This is a genomic window from Asticcacaulis sp. DW145 (assembly GCF_037101385.1).
In the GTDB taxonomy this organism is placed as follows: Bacteria; Pseudomonadota; Alphaproteobacteria; order Caulobacterales; family Caulobacteraceae; genus Asticcacaulis; species Asticcacaulis currens.
The window spans coordinates 641,568-660,192 of sequence record NZ_AP029025.1; the positions used below are offsets into that span (position 1 = coordinate 641,568).

The window sequence follows — 18,625 nt, forward strand, 5'->3', positions numbered from 1 at the left end:
CCACAGGACTGACGGCATGAGATTATCGACCAAGGGACGTTACGCCGTCATGGCCATGACGGATCTGGCGCTCAATGCGCAGGGCAAGCCCATCTCCCTGTCCGAAATTTCCGAGCGTCAGCAGATTTCCCTGTCCTATCTGGAGCAGCTCTTTGCCCGCCTGCGCAAGGCCGGGCTGGTCAAGAGTGCGCGCGGTCCCGGCGGCGGCTACACGCTGGCGCGGACGGCGGATGCCCTGTTTGTAAGTGAGATCGTGCTGGCCGTCGATGAGCCGATCAAGGCGACGCGCTGCGCTTTGACCTCCAACAAACTGGGGGCGAATAAACGTCTGTCCAAGGAACATGCGGCGCGCGAAATCGGCTGTATGCCGGGCGGGCAACGCTGCCTGACGCACAATCTGTGGGAAGATCTGGGCTTTGCCATCCACGACTACCTTTCGACCGTATCGCTGAACGACGTCGTGCATAAGCGCACGCGCAAGCGGGTGACGATCGAAAACCGTTTCCCGGTCGATGCCCAAAGGGAACTGGCCTGATGGCAAACGCGCCCCTCTATCTGGACCATGCCGCCACCTCGCCGATCCGGCCGCAGGTGCGCGAGGCCATGCTCCGGGCGTGGGAGATCGGGGCCAATGCGTCTTCGGTGCACGCCTTGGGGCGTAAGGCCAAGCTGTTGCTCGAAGAGGCGCGCAACGCCGTTTTGGCATTCGTCAACGGCGTCGGTCCGGCGCGTCTGGTCTTCACGTCGGGCGGTACGGAGGCCAATCAACTGGCGCTCAGCCAGTCGCGCGGCTTCGACCGTGTGATCGTCAGCGCCGGGGAGCACGACAGCGTCTATAAAGCCGCCGAAAGCTATGGTTTACCCGTGGCTTATGCGCCATTGCTAAGGTCAGGCGTGGTCGATACCGAGGCCTTGCGTCAACTGTTGAACGCGGGCGGCAAGCCCTTTGTGGCGGTCATGTGGGTCAATAACGAAACCGGCGTCATCAACCCCATCCGTGCGATTGCCGATCAGGTCCACGCCGCTGGTGGCTGGCTGCACGTCGATGCGGTGCAGGCGGCGGGCAAGGTCGCGATCGACTTTGAAGCGTTGGGGGCCGACAGCCTGTCGCTGGCGGCGCACAAGATCGGCGGGCCGCAGGGCGTGGGCGCGCTGATCTACAGCGCGGACCGCGATATTCACGCCGCCATTCCCGGTGGCGGGCAGGAGTTCGGCCATCGCGCCGGTACGGAAAACATCGCCGGGATCGCTGGTTTTGCCGAAGCCACCAGCCACGCGCGTCCGATGACCGATACCGCTCAGGCCGAGGCCGAGGCGGCGCTGAAGGCACTCGGCGCGACCATTGTCGGCGAAGAGGCGCCGCGCGCGCCGGGGATTACCTGTTTCACCGTCCCCGACTGGACGGCGCAGCTTCAGCTTATCCACATGGATATGGCGGGCATCTGCGTCTCATCGGGGTCGGCCTGTTCGTCTGGCAAGGTCAAATCGAGCCGTGTACTGGAGGCCATGGGCCTCTCTGACGTGGCCGACAAGGCCTTGCGCGTCTCGTCCGGATGGACGACAAGCGCCGCCGACTGGCAACAATTCATAGAGGTTTGGTCCACGGGCTATGCGAAGCATCACGCCCGACAAGCGAGTAGAGTAAAGGAAAGCGCCTGATGGCAGCGGTCAAGGAAACCATTGAAACGGTTCAGAAGCTTGAGACCTATGCGCACGGTTTCGTCACCGATATCGAGACGGAATACGCGCCCAAGGGGCTCAATGCCGACATCGTGCGCTTCATTTCGGCCAAGAAGAACGAGCCGCAATGGATGCTCGATTACCGTCTGGCGGCTTTTGAGCGCTGGCAGTCCATGGACGAGCCCGACTGGGCCAAGGTCCATTATCAGAAGGTCGATTATCAGGACCTTTATTACTACGCCGCGCCCAAGCCGAAGCCCAAGCTGAACAGCCTGGACGAGGTCGATCCGGAACTGCTGGCCGTCTATGCCAAACTCGGCATCCCGCTGAAAGAGCAGGAAGTGCTGGCCGGTGTCGCCACGGCGCCGAAATACGCCGTCGATGCGGTGTTTGATTCCGTGTCGGTCGTCACCACCTTCAAGGACGAGCTGAAGAAGTCGGGCGTCATTTTCTGCTCTATTTCCGAAGCCTTACGCGAACATCCTGAACTGGTGAAAGAATATCTCGGTTCGGTCGTGCCGGTGTCGGATAACTATTTTGCCGCGCTGAACGCCGCCGTATTTTCGGATGGGTCGTTCGTCTATGTGCCGCCGGGCGTGCGTTGTCCGATGGAGCTTTCGACCTATTTCCGCATCAATGCGGAAAATACAGGTCAGTTCGAACGCACTCTGATTATCGCCGACAAGGGGGCCTACGTCTCCTATCTGGAAGGCTGCACCGCGCCGATGCGCGACGAAAACCAGCTTCATGCCGCCGTGGTTGAGCTGGTGGCGCTGGAAGACGCCTCGATCAAATATTCGACCGTGCAAAACTGGTATCCCGGCGACGCCGAGGGCAAGGGCGGTATCTATAACTTTGTGACCAAGCGCGCCGATTGCCGGGGCGCGCGCTCGAAAGTGTCGTGGACTCAGGTGGAAACCGGTTCGGCGGTGACGTGGAAATACCCGTCGTGCATCCTGCGCGGTGACGACAGCGTGGGTGAATTCTACTCCATCGCCGTTACCAACGGGATGCAGCAGGCCGATACCGGCACCAAGATGATCCATCTCGGCAAGAACACCCGCTCGCGTATCATCAGTAAGGGCGTATCGGCGGGCAAGTCGTCCAACACCTATCGCGGTCTGGTCTCAGCCCACGCCAGGGCGGGCGGGGCGCGTAACTTCACCCAGTGCGACAGTTTGCTGATTGGCAAGACCTGTGCTGCCCACACCGTGCCCTATGTCGAATCCGACACCGCTTCGGCGCAGTTCGAGCACGAGGCGACAACGACCCGCCTCAGCGAGGATCAGTTGTTCTACGCCATGCAGCGCGGTCTGTCGCAGGAAGAGGCCGTGGCATTGCTGGTCAACGGCTTCGTGCGCGAAGTGTTGCAAGAACTGCCGATGGAATTTGCCGTCGAGGCGCAGAAGCTGCTGGCCATCAGCCTTGAAGGGAGCGTGGGATGACGCTGTCTTCGGACATTCAGATACGAAAAACCAAGTGTATTTGGTTCGAAGATGCGGCTCTGGACAGCCTTGGACACCCTGTAGGCATACACTCCGTGGTTACCCCCATCGAGGTGATCCATCAGAACTATGCAGAAAATGAACCACCCATTGTTGTGCAACCCGGAGATCGGTTGCTCGTCCTTGGTATCGCTGATGGAAACAGAGATTTCCTTTGGGCGGAAATAGATGACAAGTCCCTTGCTTTTGCATCGGCGGACATTTGTGTGCCCGCCTCAAAGGTTCGGAATGTGTATGAAGTCGGTGAAGGCTCGGCTTAAAGAAGGTTGCTATAACAATGCTTAATATCGAAAACCTCACCGTCAGCGTTGACGACAAGACCATCCTCAAGGGCCTGAACCTGAACGTTCCGGCGGGTGAAGTGCACGCCATTATGGGCCCCAACGGGGCCGGGAAATCGACGCTGGGCTACACGCTGGCCGGGCGGCCAAATTACGAAGTGACGCAAGGGGCGGTCGATTTCAACGGCGAAGATCTGCTGGAGAAGGACGTGCATGAGCGCGCCGCGGCGGGGCTTTATCTGTCGTTCCAGTATCCGCTCGAAATCCCCGGCGTGCCGGCCATGACCTTCATCCGCACGGCGCTCAATGCCCAGCGTAAACTTCGCGGCGAAGAGGAGATGTCGGCCCCCGAATTCCTCAAGACCATCCGCGACGTCGCCAAGACGCTGAAAATCGACATGGACATGCTGAAACGTCCGCTCAATGTCGGTTTCTCCGGTGGCGAAAAGAAGCGCATGGAAGTGCTGCAAATGGCGCTGCTGCAACCGAAGTTCCTGATCCTTGATGAAACGGATTCCGGCCTCGATATTGACGCGCTGAAGGTGGTGTCGGACGGCGTCAATGCCCTGCGCAGCGATGATCGCGGGATGCTGGTCATCACCCACTATCAGCGCCTGCTCGACCATATCAAGCCGGACCGCATCCACATCCTCGTCGATGGCAGGATCGTCCATTCGGGCGGGCCGGAGCTGGCGCTGGAGCTGGAAGCGCACGGCTATGACCGCTACGTCAATGAGGCGGCGTAATGGCGTTTGACCTTACCCCGCTCGACCTGTTCGACCCGTCGTCCTACCCGACGCGGCGTCATGAGGAATGGACATATTCTGACCTATCGCGCGCCCTGCGGGACGTGCCGGCGCGCGCCGAGCTGACGCATCTTCAGGCCGAAGCCGGGGATTTCGGGGGCTTCTACTGGCACTGTGCCGGTGACGGGCAACTGGCTGACCTGCAAGCCGCCGTTTCCAAAGCCGTTCAGGGTTCGGGCGGTCGTCTTTACCTCGACATGAGCGATTTCGGGGAAGAGGGCTCTGTCGCCGGTTATCAGGGCGAGGGCCGCATCACCCTTGGCGCGGGTGAACACCTCATCCTGCTCGAAGACTATAGCGGGGCGCTGGACTATGCCGCCAGCACGGTCCTGCACTTCGACGTGGCCGAAGGGGCGACGCTGATCCGCGTGGTCATTCTCGATGAGCCGGAAAGCGCCGTGTCGGTGCGCCGTTCGACCGTGACCACCGCGCCGGACAGCGTTTTCAAGCAGTACGTTTTCGCCACAGGCGCCAAGTTCCAGCGCTTTGAAACCCATGTCACGCACGCCGGGCAAGGCGCTCTGGTCGAGATGCACGGGGCCTATCTGCTGAAAGACGCGGCGCACTTTGACTACACGACGCGCGTCACCCACGTCGAGGTCGATGGCGCGACTCAACAGTTGATCAAGGGCCTCGTCAAGGACCGCGCGACGGCGGTGTTTCAGGGCCGCATCTATGTCGAAAAGGGTGCCGATGGTACCGATGCCCGTATGCGCCATCAGGCCCTGATGCTCAATGACGGGGCGCATGTGCGCGCCAAGCCGGAGCTGGAAATCTACGCTGACGATGTGCAGTGCGCGCACGGCAACACCATCGGCGCGCTGGACGAGTCGGCGCTGTTCTTCTGTCAGTCACGCGGTATGCCCGAAGAGGTGGCGCGCGCCCTCCTGATGCAGGCCTTTGTCGTACCGGTCGCTGAGCAGATCGAGGACGAGGGCTTACGCGAAATGGTGCTGAACTGGATTGAGGATAAGGCGGGAGGCTTCTATGCCCTTTGATGTCGAAGCGGTCCGCCGCGACTTCCCTATCCTCAGCCGTCAGATCAACGGTAAGCCGCTGATCTATCTCGATTCCGGGGCCTCGGCACAGAAGCCGACCGCCGTCATCGAGGCCATGAGCCACCATATGGCGCAGTCCTACGCCAATGTGCACCGCGGCCTCCACCGGCTGGCCAATGAGGTGACCGATGCCTTTGAGGCCGGTCGTGAAACGGTCGCGACCTTTATCAACGCCGCGCGTCCGGAAGAGGTGATCTTCACCAAATCGGCGACGGAATCGATGAACCTCGTCGCCCAGACCTGGGGGCAGGCTCATATCAAGGCGGGCGATGAAATCCTCATCACCGAGCTGGAGCATCACGCCAATATCGTGCCGTGGCACATGCTGGCGCAGCGCACGGGCGCGGTGCTGAAATGGGTGCCGATCCTTGACGACGGCAGCCTCGATATGACCGCGTTTGATCAACTGTTGACAGATCGCGTCAAGCTGGTCGCCGTGGCGCATATGTCGAACGTTCTGGGTACGATCAATCCGGTACAGGACATTGTCGAGAAGGCCCATACGGTGGGTGCGAAGGTGCTGATCGACGGCTGTCAAGGCGTGGTCCATCTGCCCGTCGATGTGCAGGCGCTTGGCTGCGACTTCTACGCCTTTTCGGCGCACAAGCTGTACGGCCCGACAGGGCTGGGCGTTTTGTGGGGCCGCTATGACCTGCTGGAGGCCATGCCGCCCTGGCAGGGCGGCGGCGAAATGATCGCACACGTCTCCAAAGAGCGCATCACCTATGCCGAGCCGCCGCACCGTTTCGAAGCGGGCACGCCGGCTATTCTGGAGGTGATCGGGCTGAAAGCCGCCATCGACTGGCTGTCGCAGATCGACCGTGAGGCCGCTGCGGCGCACGAAATGGCGCTGTATGAACGCGCTCATGCGGGGCTGAAAAAGATCAATGCGCTGCGCATCTATGGCGAAGCACCAGAAAAAGGCTCGATCCTGACCTTTTCGCTGGGCTCGGCTCACGCGCATGACGTTGCGCAGATCCTTGACCGCTACAATATAGCGGTGAGGGCGGGGACGCATTGCGCGGAACCGCTGATGACGCGCCTGGGCGTGACCTCGACGGTGCGCGCCTCTATCGCCATCTATAATACCGAGGCCGAGATCGACGCGCTGATTGCAGCGGTTGAAAAGGCGCAAGGGTTTTTTGAGTAATGACCATGTCCAAGCACGAGATCATTTCCCTGTCCGGCGATGACGCCAGCGAAGCGGCTATCGACCCGGGGCAGGCCGAGCTGTTTGCCCCGGAAGAAACGACGGCGGTCGAACCGCTGGCGCAGGAAGAGTTGGATCGTCTGACCGATGAGCTGATCGCGGCGTTCAAAACGGTGTTCGACCCGGAAATACCGGTCGATATCTATGAGCTGGGTCTGATCTATCGCGTCGATATCAATGACAACCGCGAAGTCGTGGTCGATATGACCCTGACCGCGCCGGGTTGTCCGGTGGCGGGGGAGATGCCCGGCTGGGTGCAGAATGCGGTGATGGGCGTGCGCGGCGTGGCCGATTGTCACGTCAATCTGGTCTTCGATCCGCCGTGGGAGTCGTCCAAGATGAGCGACGAGGCCAAGCTTCAGCTCAACATGTTTTAGTTCGCATGGGGGAAACGCAGTTTCCCCCATGTACCCCTTCCGTGAGAGTAAAGGCCGCAGAGATAGCTATGGATATTCAGCCTGTTATCACGCCTCGTCCCCGTCGGCCGCGTCCGGCCATCGTGTCGCTGACCGATGCGGCGGCGGCGCAGGTGAAGGCCATTATGGCGCGCGCTGATAAACCCTATGTCGGCCTGCGCGTGGGCGTCAAACAGGGGGGCTGCGCCGGGCAGGAATATGTGCTGAGCTATGCCGAAGCGGCCGATCCGCTGGACGAGGTGGTCACCGACAAGGAGGTGACCATACTGATCGAACCCAAGGCTGTGCTGTATCTGGTCGGCACGGTCATTGACTATGAGACGACGAAGCTGGCGTCGAAGTTCGTGTTTAACAACCCGAACGAGACGGATGCCTGTGGCTGCGGCGAGAGTGTAACGATCAAGCCCGCAGCCACGCACTCTGACTAAAAATTGGCTGCGGCGAGCGTGTACGGATCAGGCGCGCAGCGCCTGAGGCACGAATTCGACCTCATCGCTTCGACCCGTCAGCCAGTCGAGCGCCTCATCCGCCGTATAGAAGTTACGCATCGTGTCCTTGGGGAAAGAGGCGTAGTCCTGCTGTATATACACCTCTTCCACCGCGTCATGCGTTACAAAGGCGACCCGGCGGCCTTCGGTCACGTGACGTGTCCATTCGGCCCAGGTGCGGGCAAAGCGCTGGCGGTCCTCGTCTTCCATATGTCCCGTATAGCGGCGAAAATCGATCAGGCGGTCATAACGCCACGGTTCGCCGATTTCGGCATAGGCTTCGAGAAAGCGGTCGCACAGCTCGGCGCTCGGGATAGGGCCAAAGACGCGGGCAATAAGGATGGAATTGTTTTCATCCAGATAAACACTGAGGCGGTATTTTTGCGACATGGGTAAGCAGGGACTTTGTGATTGCCAACCCATTCTACGCGTCAATACTTAAGAACCACTTAGCTTAAGCGTGAAATGTCGTTTCGGTAACGGGTTACGGTTGTGGAGTCGCCAGCCATTCGATGGCTTCATCACGACGGTCGAACAGCTGGATATAGGCATGGGGGAAGGCGTCACCCAGCGCATTCATGCGCGCCCGGTCGAAGGGATCATTGGAAATCAGGGCCAGACGGCGGCGCGGGGGCGGTGGGGTGCCGGCCACCTGCGCCAGCCATACAGAGACCTTTAGCAGGTCCTGAAATTCCACCACGCCCTGCGCGGAGCGCATATCCAGTATCCGGTCATAGGTCCAGGGACGCTCGACCTGCTGATAAACCGCGATCAGGGAGTCGGCGAAACCCTCGCTGGTATAGTCTCCGCGCGCCGTCACCAGCAGTATATGCCTGTCGGGGTCAATGAGATGGGAGAGGCGAAGAGGGCGCGGCACAACTGACCTTACAGAACACAAGGATAAGGTCTTTGTGTCTAGCAGGGCTTTATTAAAAAACGCTTGTATTTCCGTTGTCTATGCCGGAATTGCGCCTTCGTTGACAAGGATGGACGCTTCCACCGGGCCGCCTGTGGCTTCGGCGATCAGTTCCTGCGTGCGACCTTCGATGCGCGCCTGCAAAAGGGCCATGAACTGCGCCTTGTCGAGGCCGGGGTCGATGGGGTCCAGAAACTCCAGCACGGCGGTCCCGGCGGTCTTTTGATAGCGCGTTTCCTGCCAGAACAGGCCCAGATTGGTGGCGACGGGCACGACGGGACGGTTGAAATTCCGGTACATGTGCCACACGCCTGAGCGATAGCGGCGGTAGGTGCCCGGCGCATTGAGGTGGCCTTCGGGATAGATGAGGATGTGGCGGCCATCGCGGTCGGCTTCGGCGGAACGCTGGCTGAGATTGCGCCGCGCTTCGTGCCCGCCGCAATTATTGACGACAATCGCGCCCAGCTTGCGCAGCAGCGTCCCCATCAGCGGGAATTTTTCCAGATGGTCACCGGTAACGAAGGCCACGTCTTCGAACTGCGAATAGAGACAAAAGCCGTCGCCCCAAGACTGGTGCTTGGCGGCGAAAATGACCGGCGTATCGGGGACCAGATGACGGCCGCGGACTTCAAGCCGGATGCCGGCCAGCGCACGCATGGCCCACACCATGCGGCGCGTGTAGCGCTGCACCACCCACAGGACGGGCTTGCGTCCGGGCAGGAGCGACAGGCCAATGGCCATCAGGCTGTAGGCGATGGAGAAGGTCCAGTAGGCGATGGAAAACGCGAAGGCGCGCATGAGGCTATCCACGAAAAAGGGGCTTGATCAATGGATCACGCCCCCTTGTCGCATAAATTTGAACAATGTTCAAATTATATTTTTGACCTTGATAACTCAGGCAGCGTCGATGGCTTTCAGGGCCGAGGCCGCGCAGGTCACCATGTTGCGGCCGCCATTCTTCGACTGATAAAGGGCCTTGTCGGCGCGATCGAGAAGGTCATAGGCGTCTTCGCCGTAGTCGCGTTCGGCAATGCCGACCGAAATGGTGATGGTCCCGAGGTCTTCGTTGGTCGAGCGGCGTTTCAGGACGCGCGAAGCGATTTCCTGCCGCGCCTCGTTGAGCAGGCGCTCGACCGAGGCAATGGTTTCGTTGGGGAAGATCATGGCAAATTCTTCACCGCCATAACGCGCGGCCATACGCGGCGCGCGCCCGATCCGCGACAGGACCGAGGCGACGTAACGCAGCACCTGATCCCCCGTCTGGTGACCCCAGGTGTCGTTGAAGCGTTTGAAATGGTCGATATCGAGCACGGCCAGCGTGATATTCTTGCCTTCGTCGCTGTCGCAATGGCGCTCCAGCGCCTCATCGAACGACTTGCGGTTGGCCAGATTGGTCAGGGCGTCGGTCATGGCTTCCAGACGTACCTGATCGAGGTGCTTGCGCAGGCGCGCCACTTCACGTGAGGATTCGCTCAGGCGAACTTCGAAATGCGCATGTTGGCTCAGGATTTGCGAGGTCGCATCGGTCAGGCGCCCGACAAGCTGGCGCAGACGCTGGGCATCGGAGTCGCCGTCAAAGCTGCTGCGCGCGCCTTCCAGCGTCTCGTTATAGTCTTTCTGGGCCTTCTGGGCTTCCGTGATGACTTCACTGACCGAAGCCAGTTCGCGCGTCAGGCGCAGACCAGCGTCGCGCACCTCATCATTGAGCTTAAGGCGGGAAATGAATTTGGACGCGAGGCTTTCGGAGATTTCTTCGGTGATTTTTTCGCCCGAACCGATCAGGCGGTGAATTTCCTGCGCCAGAGCCGAGTTGGGATCGCCCGCGACATAGAGCCAGATTTCGTAATTAAGTGGCGTCGGCCAAACCCCGTGCAGTTCCATCAGCCGAATGGCCTCCATGGCCAGACTATAGGCATTGGAACTGCGAACGCTCACTTCTATGTCGTTGCTCATAAAGGCTTCCTCGTGTCACGAATCGGGTGACGAAGGACAGCCTAAGCTAATTTCTCTGACAGGCGGTTAACGCCGGAAGTTATTTTCGCTTACCCGTGATCTCAGCGGTAGGCGCTGCGCAGCATAAAGGCGGGGACATGGCCGCCAAATCCCTGACCTTCCGGTCCTCTGGGCAGGCTGTCTTCGTTGTCTTTCAAGGGGAAATCGTCCTCGGCGGCCCTGGCGCGCGGGGCAGGGCTTTCTGTTGCCGATGACTTGCGGCGGCGCGTTTTTTTCTCCGGGAGCGGAGCGGGTTCGGCGGCGGCAACCTCCGGTTCGATGGCTTCGACCGTTACCTCTGCCGGGGCATCGCTCTTGCGGCCGCGTTCACGCCGCGGGCGTGCCGAACGATCGCGCTCACCCCGTTCGCCGCGACCCCTCGCCGGTTTTTCCCTGTCCGGACGGGCATCGGCCAGAGGCCCCCAATCGACGTCCAGTTCAAGTGCGTTGGGCTCTTTCTTGATGAGCTTCAAAACCTTGTCGTAGTTCTTCTCGTCATTGGGCGCGAGGATGAGATAGGCTTCGCCCGTGCGTCCGGCGCGGCCTGTGCGCCCGATACGGTGCACATAGTCGTCGGCGTGATGCGGCACATCGAAGTTGAACACATGGCTGACGCTGGGGATGTCCAGCCCGCGCGCCGCCACATCCGAGGCCACCAGCAGTTTCAGCTCACCGCTGCGGAAGGCATCGAGCGTCTTCATGCGCAGGGACTGATCTAGGTCGCCGTGGATCGGCGCGGCGTTAAACCCGTGTACCGACAGCGACTTGGCGACGATATCGACATCGGTCTTGCGGTTGCAGAAGACGATGCCGTTATTGATCTCCAACTGGCCGATCAGGGTGCGCAGGGCCAGACGCTTGGCCTTGGCCAGCAGTTTGGAATCGCCCGCCGGCACGCGATAGACGTACTGGGTGATGTTCTCGTTGGTGGTCGCAGGGCGCGAGACTTCGATGCGTACCGGGTTCTTCAGAAACTGCTCGGTCAGGCGCGTGATTTCCGGCGGCATGGTCGCCGAGAAGAACAGGGTCTGGCGCGACGGCGGCGTCAGCTTGAAGATGCGCTCGATATCGGGGATGAAGCCCATATCCAGCATGCGGTCAGCTTCGTCAACGACCATCAGTTGCACGCCGTTGAGCATCACCTTGGACCGTTCGAACAGGTCGAGCAGGCGGCCCGGCGTGGCGATCAGCACATCGACGCCCTTGTCCAGCTTGGCCACCTGATCGGCCATCGAGACGCCGCCAATCAGCAGGGCCCAGTTGAGCTTGCAATATTTGGCATATTTCTCAAAAGCTTCGGCAACCTGATCGGCCAGTTCACGCGTCGGGGCCAGCACGATGGCGCGCGGCATACGGGCGCGCGAACGGCCCGAAGCCAGCTTTTCGATCATTGGCAGGGTGAAGGCCGCCGTCTTGCCGGTGCCTGTCTGCGCAATCCCCAGTACGTCCAGTCCGATCAGGGCAATAGGAATGGCCTGTTCCTGAATGGCGGTCGGCGTATCATAGCCGGTATCGGCCACGGCTTTCAGGATATCGGGGTTCAGGCCTAGATCGGTAAATTTGGTCATTCAGCTTTGAAGGGTTGCCGTTTCGGACAGTCGCAGGAAAAAATCAGCCGCCGCGTAAGCGCGGACACGGCGACAAATACGCCGGTAAAGGCTTTGCGGCCTCTAGTATCAGATTTTACATAAAAGGACAGAGATTTATTGCGCTAAGGCGGCTCAGACGTCCAGATCATCGCCGATAAATTCGGCGTTTTGCTGAATGTATTTGAAGCGCAGTTCCGGTTTACGACCCATCAGAGTCTCGACCAGATCCTCGATATCGCTCTCGTTCTCCGGCAGGGTGACACGCGCCAGGGTCCGCGTTTTCGGGTCCATGGTCGTTTCCTTGAGTTGTGCCGGCATCATCTCGCCCAGACCCTTGAAGCGACCGATTTCGGGCTTCTTGCCCTTGAACTCTTTTTCAAGGATTTCAAGTCGGTGCGCATCGTCCTTGGCATAGATGATCTTGGTGCCGTGGCTGATGCGGTACAGCGGCGGCATGGCCAGATAGAGGTGACCATTGCGGATCATCGACGGCATGGTGCGGTAGAAATAGGTGATCAGCAGCGAGGCGATGTGGGCCCCGTCCACATCGGCGTCGGTCATGATCACCACGCGCTCGTAGCGCAGATCGTCTTCCTTGAAGCGCGCGCCCGGTTGTACGCCGAGCGCCAGCCCGAGATCGGACAGTTCCTGATTGGACTTGGCTTTGTCGGCGGTCGCAGAGGCGATATTGAGGATCTTGCCGCGCAGGGGCAGGATGGCCTGCGTATTGCGGTTACGCGCCTGCTTGGCGGAGCCACCGGCCGAGTCGCCTTCGACGATGAACAGCTCGGTGCCATTGGCGTCCTGACGCGCACAATCGGCCAGCTTGCCCGGCAGACGCAGCTTGCGCGTGGCGGAGGCGCGCTGCACCTCCTTATCCTTGCGCTTTTTCAGGCGGTCCTCGGCGCGTTCGACAACGAACTGCAACAGGCGATCGGCCTGTTTGGGCGAACTGATCAGCCAGTGGTCGAACGGATCGGCCAGCGCCTTTTCGACCAGGCGCTGGGCTTCGCTGGACGACAGGCGGTCCTTGGTCTGGCCCTGAAACTCAGGGTTCTTGATGAAGACCGAGATCACCACGCCGGCTTGCGCCACCACGTCTTCAGCGGTGATGATGCCGCCGCGCTTGTCGCCGGTCATGTCGGCATAGGCCTTCAGCGAGCGGGTGAGGGCGGCGCGCAGACCCGCCTCATGCGTACCGCCGTCGGGCGTCGGGATGGTGTTGCAATAGGACTGCGTAAAGCCGTCAAATTCGCCGAAACCGGCCCCGGACCAGGTGACGGCCCACTCCACGGCCCCGGCTTCACCTTGCCGTTCTACGCGGCCGGAAAAGATGTCGGTGACGGTTTCGGTCTCCTGCACCCGCTCGGCCAGATAATCGGCTAGACCGTTGGGGAAGTAGAACCTGTCTTCGGGCGGGGTGTGATCGGTGATCTGGCTGGGGTCGCACTTCCAGTGAATCTGCACGCCGCGGAACAGATAGGCTTTCGCTTTCGCCATGCGGTACAGGCGCGCCGGTTTAAAGTGCGCGCCGACGCCGAAAATCTCTTCATCCGGCTTAAAGCGTTCGCGGGTGCCGCGTTTCTTCGACGGGGCGATCTGCTGGATGGGGCCCTGACTGAGGCCGCGCGAAAAGACCTGCTGCCATTCAAACCCGTCGCGCCACACCGTCACTTCGAGTCGCTCAGACAGAGCGTTCACCACCGAGACGCCAACCCCATGAAGACCGCCGGAGGTCTCATAGGCCTTGCCAGAGAACTTACCGCCGGAGTGCAGGACGGTCATGACGACTTCCAGCGCCGACTTGCCGGGGTATTTGGGGTGCGGATCGACGGGGATGCCGCGCCCATCATCGCGTACCGACAGATAACCCTCGGCGTCCAGCTCGACCCATATGGCCTTGGCATGACCGGCGACGGCCTCGTCCATAGCGTTGTCGAGCACTTCGGCGAACAGATGGTGCATCGCCTTTTCGTCGGTGCCGCCGATATACATGCCCGGACGCTTACGCACGGGCTCCAGCCCTTCCAGCACCTCGATCGCTTCCGCGCCATAGCCTTCGGCGGTCATGGCCGAGGGCTTGGCAGCCGGCGTAGCCACCGGTTGCGCCGCCTTGACGGGTTCAGGCTTGGCCGGGGCCGGTTTGGCCGCAGGCGAAGAGGCAGCGTCTGGTTGAGGCACGGGGGCGTCACCGCCGAACAGGGAAGGTTGGGGAGGCGTAGTAGACATGCGCGTACTGTGGACCGATTCGGTGAATTTCCATCCGTCCGGCAAGGGTGGACGTGAACAATCCATAAACAAAAAGGCCGCAAACCCCAAGGGGCTTGCGGCCGATTTCTGTGGCTTAATGCCAGGTGGCTTAGAACGCCGCCTTAAGGGTCAGGGCAACCTGTTCCTTCATGTTATTACGGCCGTCAGCGTTCCAGCCCAGCGGATGGTCGCCGGTGTCCCAGTAACGCAGGTCGAGCGACAGATTTTCGGACAGGGCGTAACCGACGCCGACATTCCAGGTCGTGTAGCTGTCATAGGCCTTTTCCTTCGGCGTACCAGCATAGGCGGTGAAGGAGCCTTCTTGCTTACCAAAAGCACCCGAAACCGACCATTTGTCAGTCAGCGGATAGGCCGCGTTCAGTTCATAGTAGGGGTTTTCCAGCGTTTCCCAGTTGGTGTAGAGGGTGGCACCGATCGAGCCCTTGCCCATCGGGTGGGTGAAGCCGGCCTTCAGTTCACCGAAGTTCAGCGAGTCTTCATCGGGGTAGGAATAGTAGATGGCACCGAAGTCAAACGCCCAGTTGCCGACGGTCGGCTTCAGGCCGGCGTACAGATCGACTTCCAGCGAAGCGTCCGAACCAAAATCGACGTTCGACGCCCAGGTGCCGGCGTAGAAGGTGCCGTTGGTGTAGTCGATGCCGCCCTGAACAGCCGCATCCTTGCTCGACTGGGAGATGCCGCGCCAGACATAGTTGTTGGTGGCGGCGATGTTGTAGCTGAAAGCGCCTTCGGCGGAAGCGGCGCCAGCGACCAGAGCAGTTGCGGCGATCGTGGCGGCGAGGAGGAACTTCTTCATGATCTGTATCCTGTATTATGGTTCAGATTATATCGACCACAGTACGCAACTGCGGCGTAAATCGAAGTTCAATGTAGCAATTTTTACGTTGCGTACTACCCCCCGCTGAAGGTTTGAGCGGTCTTGATGTAAAATTGTCACGAATTCCTAACGCGACGTTCACAATTGCCAAGTGAATATAATTCATTGTTTTAAAATAAAAAATCCCAAAATTTTAGCCTGAATCCAAACCTTTGTGTTGCCAATGTGGCGGGCATATCTTGCGCTGCAACGTTACTTTTTCGCCGCAGCGCGCAAAAAGCGAATCGCGTTCTCACCACAAGCCGTCTGAGCGAGCGCATAGTGCCTGACATCCACGCAAAAAAATAGGGTGCCTTTCGGCACCCCATCTGTAAGCGTACTGAAGTTCTGATGATTAGTGGTGAACTTCGTCATGCAGAGCAGAGTCGAGACCGGCTTCTTCATCCGCTTCCGACACGCGCAGGCCCGTGGTGAACTTGCAGATGACAAGGATGATAAAGGTGCCGATGGCGGACCACAGGATCGTAAAGACCAGACCCATGAACTGAGCCCCGACCGAAGCGCCTTCGGCCAGCGGGTTGATCGACGGGTCGGCAAATACCGCCGTCAGGATCGCGCCGAGGAAACCACCCGCACCGTGGATGCCGAAAGCGTCCAGCGAGTCGTCATAGCCCAGCAGGCGCTTCACCCACACCGCCGAGGTGTAGCAGAAGGGACCCGCGATCAGGCCGATGATCAGTGCACCGGTCGGGTTGACGAAACCGGCGGCCGGGGTGATGGCCACGAGGCCCGCCACGATACCGGACAGGATGCCGAGCAGCGACGGCTTGCGGCGGATGGTCCATTCGACCAGCTTCCACGTCAGACCAGCGGCGCAGGCGGCCAGAATGGTGTTCAGCAGAGCGGCGGCGGCGATACCGTCAGCGGCCCATTCCGAACCGGCGTTGAAACCGATCCAGCCAACGAACAGCAGCGAAGCGCCGATCATGACGAAGATCAGGTTGTTCGGTGTCATTTCTTCGGTGCCGTAACCCTTACGACGGCCAAGGAAGATGGCGGCCACCAGACCAGCGACACCGGAGTTGACGTGAACAACGGCACCACCGGCAAAGTCGAGCACGTGCATGGCCGCCAGATAACCGCCACCCCAGACCTGGTGACAGATCGGCGCATAGATGAAGACCGACCACAGGGCCATGAACAGCAGCAGACCCGACAGCTTGATCCGTTCGGCAAAAGCGCCGGTGATCAGGGCGGGCGTGATGATGGCGAAGGTCATCTGATAGGCGATCCACAGCATTTCCGGCAGGCCGGGCGCCGAGGCATAGGCCGTCGAGGTGGTCACGCCCTTGAGCAGGAACACGTCGAAGCCGCCGATGAATTTGTTGACGGTTTCACCCGGGATGCCGAACAGCGCCTTGTCAGCCACCCCGAAGGACAGGCTGTAGCCGACGACGAACCACAGGACCGCCACGACGCAGGTCACGGCGACCGACTGGGTCACGGTGGCGATGATGTTCTTCTTGCGCACCATACCGCCGTAGAACAGGGCGAGACCCGGCATGGTCATCATCAGCACGAGGGCCGTGGCGACGATGATCCAGGCGGTGCCGGCGGCGTCAAGCGTCAGCGGCTTCTGGTGGGCGAGGAGGACGGGGGCCGGCGCTTCGGCGGCCGCCGTAGGTGTGGCGGCTTCCGAAGCCGGAGCCGCTTCCGAAACCGCAGCTTCGGAGGTGACCGCCGCCGCGTGGGCGACAGTGACGACCGGGGCCGTCATGAGGAGTGCGGCGGAGGCCGCCAGCACTTTTGAGAATTTAATCCACGTTTTCAAGTTATCCCCCTTGGATAAGCGGATGTTGCACCGGCGAAGAGTGCCGCCATGCGTTTGTTTCGCAAAGGGTTTTGTTAAGACATGGCGGGGTGAGGGGGCGTGCGGGGATTTAATGCGTCATTTATGTGTCAATATGGCGGGGTGAAACGCGCAAACCCTGAAAATCAGGTTGGTATCAAATGATATTATAAAAGTATCCAGTGAAACTATATTTTAGACAGCGCTTTCAGAACGGTAATCAGGTCTTTTAACCACCACCCATATGCAAACAAGCCGCCCCAGTTAGGAGCGGCTTGTTCTTTAAAATCAACCCTTTGCGGGGAGATATTGAGCTTAGCCCTTGTAGTACATCTCGAACTCGATCGGGTGCGGACGCAGTTCGAAGGCCATCACTTCTTCCATCTTCAGTTCGATGTAGGAGTCGATGAAATCGTCGTCGAACACGCCGCCCTTCTTGAGGAAGGCGCGGTCCTTGTCGAGGTTGTCGAGGGCTTCACGCAGGCTGCCGCAGACTTCCGGCACGGCCTTTTGCTCTTGCGGCGGCAGGTCGTACAGGTTTTTGTCGGCCGCGGGGCCCGGATCAATGCGGTTTTCGATACCGTCGAGACCAGCCATCAGCAGGGCGGTGAAGGTCAGGTAGGGGTTGCCCAGCGGATCGGGGAAGCGCGCTTCGATACGCTTGCCCTTCGGCGAAGACACCCACGGAATACGGATCGAGGCCGAGCGGTTACGCGACGAATAGGCCAGCTTCACCGGGGCTTCATAGCCCGGAACCAGACGCTTGTAGGAGTTGGTCGTCGGGTTGGCGAAGGCGTTGATGGCCTTGGCGTGCTTGATGATGCCGCCGATGTACCACAGGCACAGGTCCGACAGACCGGCATACTTGTCACCAGCGAACAGCGGCTTGCCGTTCTTCCAGATCGACTGGTGGACGTGCATACCCGAACCGTTGTCACCGAACATCGGCTTCGGCATGAAGGTCGCGGTCTTGCCATAGGCGTGGGCGACGTTCTGCACGACGTACTTGTAGAGCTGGGTACGGTCGGCCATGGTCAGCATGTCCGAGAACTTCAGGCCGAGCTCGTGCTGGGCCGGCGCCACTTCGTGGTGGTGCTTTTCCGGTTCCATGCCCAGTTCGCCCATGACGGCGAGCATTTCACCGCGCAGGTCCTGGCAGGAGTCCACCGGGTTGACCGGGAAGTAGCCGCCCTTCGGGCCCGGACGGTGACCCATATTGCCTTCGGCGTATTCCTTGGCCGAGTTAATCGGCAGTTCCGACGAGTCGAAGGAGAAGCCGGTGTTGTTCGGCGCGATCGACCAGCGGACGTCGTCGAACAGGAAGAATTCGGCTTCCGGACCGAAATAGACGGTGTCGCCGATGCCGGCCGACTGCACGTAGGCGAGCGCCTTCTTGGCGATCGAGCGCGGGTCGCGGTTATAGGGCTCGTTGGTATCCGGATTGATGACGTCGCAGAACAGGAAGAGGGTGGTCTGCTGATAGAAGGGGTCGATATAGGCCGTCTTCAGGTCCGGGCGCAGCTTCATGTCGGATTCGTTGATGGCCTTCCAGCCGGCGATCGACGAGCCGTCGAACATGGTGCCGTCATTGAGGAAGTCTTCATCGACGAGATCGATGTCGAAGGTCACATGCTGCATCTTGCCGCGAACGTCGGTGAAGCGAACGTCAACATACTTGACGTCCTTTTCCTTGATGAGCTTGAGAATGTCTGCTGCGGTCATTTTTTGACGCCCTGGGTTTTTGGTT

18 protein-coding genes are annotated in these 18,625 nt (G+C 60.2%); 9 read left to right on the top strand and 9 right to left on the bottom strand.

Annotated features, from left to right (window positions below; genetic code table 11):
* Window positions 1-16 precede the first annotated feature (16 nt).
* The 9 genes from AACH73_RS14105 (at window position 17) to AACH73_RS14145 (ending at window position 7,384) form a co-directional block, all read left to right on the top strand.
* Window positions 17-535 carry an Rrf2 family transcriptional regulator gene (locus tag AACH73_RS14105; protein ID WP_126423900.1) on the top strand — a complete coding sequence of 173 codons (519 nt, stop codon included), beginning with the start codon at window positions 17-19 and terminating at the stop codon, window positions 533-535.
* Window positions 535-1,659 (top strand): cysteine desulfurase family protein, encoded by a 1,125-nt coding sequence (locus AACH73_RS14110; protein ID WP_338736340.1) that lies wholly within the window; start codon window positions 535-537, stop codon window positions 1,657-1,659. Before AACH73_RS14105 ends, AACH73_RS14110 begins: the two co-directional genes overlap by 1 nt.
* The gene (gene sufB / locus AACH73_RS14115) at window positions 1,659-3,125 is read left to right on the top strand and encodes a Fe-S cluster assembly protein SufB (RefSeq protein WP_272741721.1); all 1,467 of its coding nucleotides are present in this window, start codon (window positions 1,659-1,661) and stop codon (window positions 3,123-3,125) included. Before AACH73_RS14110 ends, sufB begins: the two co-directional genes overlap by 1 nt.
* Complete coding sequence (locus AACH73_RS14120) at window positions 3,122-3,445, top strand: hypothetical protein (protein WP_272741722.1); 324 nt, start codon at window positions 3,122-3,124, stop codon at window positions 3,443-3,445. Before sufB ends, AACH73_RS14120 begins: the two co-directional genes overlap by 4 nt.
* Window positions 3,446-3,462: 17 nt before the next feature.
* Window positions 3,463-4,212 carry a Fe-S cluster assembly ATPase SufC gene (gene sufC, locus AACH73_RS14125; RefSeq protein WP_272741723.1) on the top strand — a complete coding sequence of 250 codons (750 nt, stop codon included), beginning with the start codon at window positions 3,463-3,465 and terminating at the stop codon, window positions 4,210-4,212.
* Window positions 4,212-5,270 carry a SufD family Fe-S cluster assembly protein gene (locus tag AACH73_RS14130; protein ID WP_272741724.1) on the top strand — a complete coding sequence of 353 codons (1,059 nt, stop codon included), beginning with the start codon at window positions 4,212-4,214 and terminating at the stop codon, window positions 5,268-5,270. The genes sufC and AACH73_RS14130 overlap by 1 nt, the downstream gene beginning before the upstream one ends.
* The gene (locus tag AACH73_RS14135; RefSeq protein ID WP_272741725.1) at window positions 5,260-6,480 is read left to right on the top strand and encodes a cysteine desulfurase; all 1,221 of its coding nucleotides are present in this window, start codon (window positions 5,260-5,262) and stop codon (window positions 6,478-6,480) included. Before AACH73_RS14130 ends, AACH73_RS14135 begins: the two co-directional genes overlap by 11 nt.
* 5 nt (window positions 6,481-6,485) lie before the next feature.
* A complete protein-coding gene (locus tag AACH73_RS14140; protein WP_338736356.1) occupies window positions 6,486-6,917 on the top strand; it encodes an SUF system Fe-S cluster assembly protein in 432 nt (143 codons plus the stop codon).
* Between the two features lie 68 nt (window positions 6,918-6,985).
* Complete coding sequence (locus AACH73_RS14145; RefSeq protein ID WP_272741726.1) at window positions 6,986-7,384, top strand: iron-sulfur cluster assembly accessory protein; 399 nt, start codon at window positions 6,986-6,988, stop codon at window positions 7,382-7,384.
* A 27-nt stretch (window positions 7,385-7,411) separates the two neighbouring features.
* Here the strand turns inward: AACH73_RS14145 and AACH73_RS14150 are convergent, their stop codons facing one another.
* The 9 genes from AACH73_RS14150 to glnA form a co-directional block, all read right to left on the bottom strand.
* Window positions 7,412-7,834, bottom strand: coding sequence for a hypothetical protein (locus AACH73_RS14150; RefSeq protein WP_338736341.1), 423 nt, complete (start codon window positions 7,832-7,834; stop codon window positions 7,412-7,414).
* 94 nt (window positions 7,835-7,928) lie between these two features.
* Complete coding sequence (locus tag AACH73_RS14155; RefSeq protein WP_338736342.1) at window positions 7,929-8,321, bottom strand: hypothetical protein; 393 nt, start codon at window positions 8,319-8,321, stop codon at window positions 7,929-7,931.
* Window positions 8,322-8,399: 78 nt separating this feature from the next.
* The gene (locus AACH73_RS14160; protein WP_272741729.1) at window positions 8,400-9,158 is read right to left on the bottom strand and encodes a 1-acyl-sn-glycerol-3-phosphate acyltransferase; all 759 of its coding nucleotides are present in this window, start codon (window positions 9,156-9,158) and stop codon (window positions 8,400-8,402) included.
* Window positions 9,159-9,254: 96 nt separating this feature from the next.
* Window positions 9,255-10,313: a GGDEF domain-containing protein gene (locus tag AACH73_RS14165; RefSeq protein WP_338736343.1), complete on the bottom strand. Its 1,059-nt coding sequence runs from the start codon at window positions 10,311-10,313 to the stop codon at window positions 9,255-9,257.
* Between the two features lie 101 nt (window positions 10,314-10,414).
* A complete protein-coding gene (locus AACH73_RS14170) occupies window positions 10,415-11,920 on the bottom strand; it encodes a DEAD/DEAH box helicase (protein WP_272741731.1) in 1,506 nt (501 codons plus the stop codon).
* A gap of 153 nt (window positions 11,921-12,073) precedes the next feature.
* On the bottom strand, window positions 12,074-14,170 hold the full coding sequence (gene parE, locus AACH73_RS14175; protein ID WP_338736344.1) for a DNA topoisomerase IV subunit B: 2,097 nt from the start codon (window positions 14,168-14,170) through the stop codon (window positions 12,074-12,076).
* 130 nt (window positions 14,171-14,300) lie between these two features.
* Window positions 14,301-15,008, bottom strand: a complete 708-nt coding sequence (locus AACH73_RS14180; RefSeq protein WP_272741733.1) for a TorF family putative porin — start codon at window positions 15,006-15,008, stop codon at window positions 14,301-14,303.
* 415 nt (window positions 15,009-15,423) lie between these two features.
* A complete protein-coding gene (locus AACH73_RS14185) occupies window positions 15,424-16,860 on the bottom strand; it encodes an ammonium transporter (protein ID WP_338736345.1) in 1,437 nt (478 codons plus the stop codon).
* 333 nt (window positions 16,861-17,193) lie between these two features.
* The gene (glnA, locus tag AACH73_RS14190; RefSeq protein ID WP_013480240.1) at window positions 17,194-18,600 is read right to left on the bottom strand and encodes a type I glutamate--ammonia ligase; all 1,407 of its coding nucleotides are present in this window, start codon (window positions 18,598-18,600) and stop codon (window positions 17,194-17,196) included.
* Window positions 18,601-18,625: the final 25 nt, after the last annotated feature.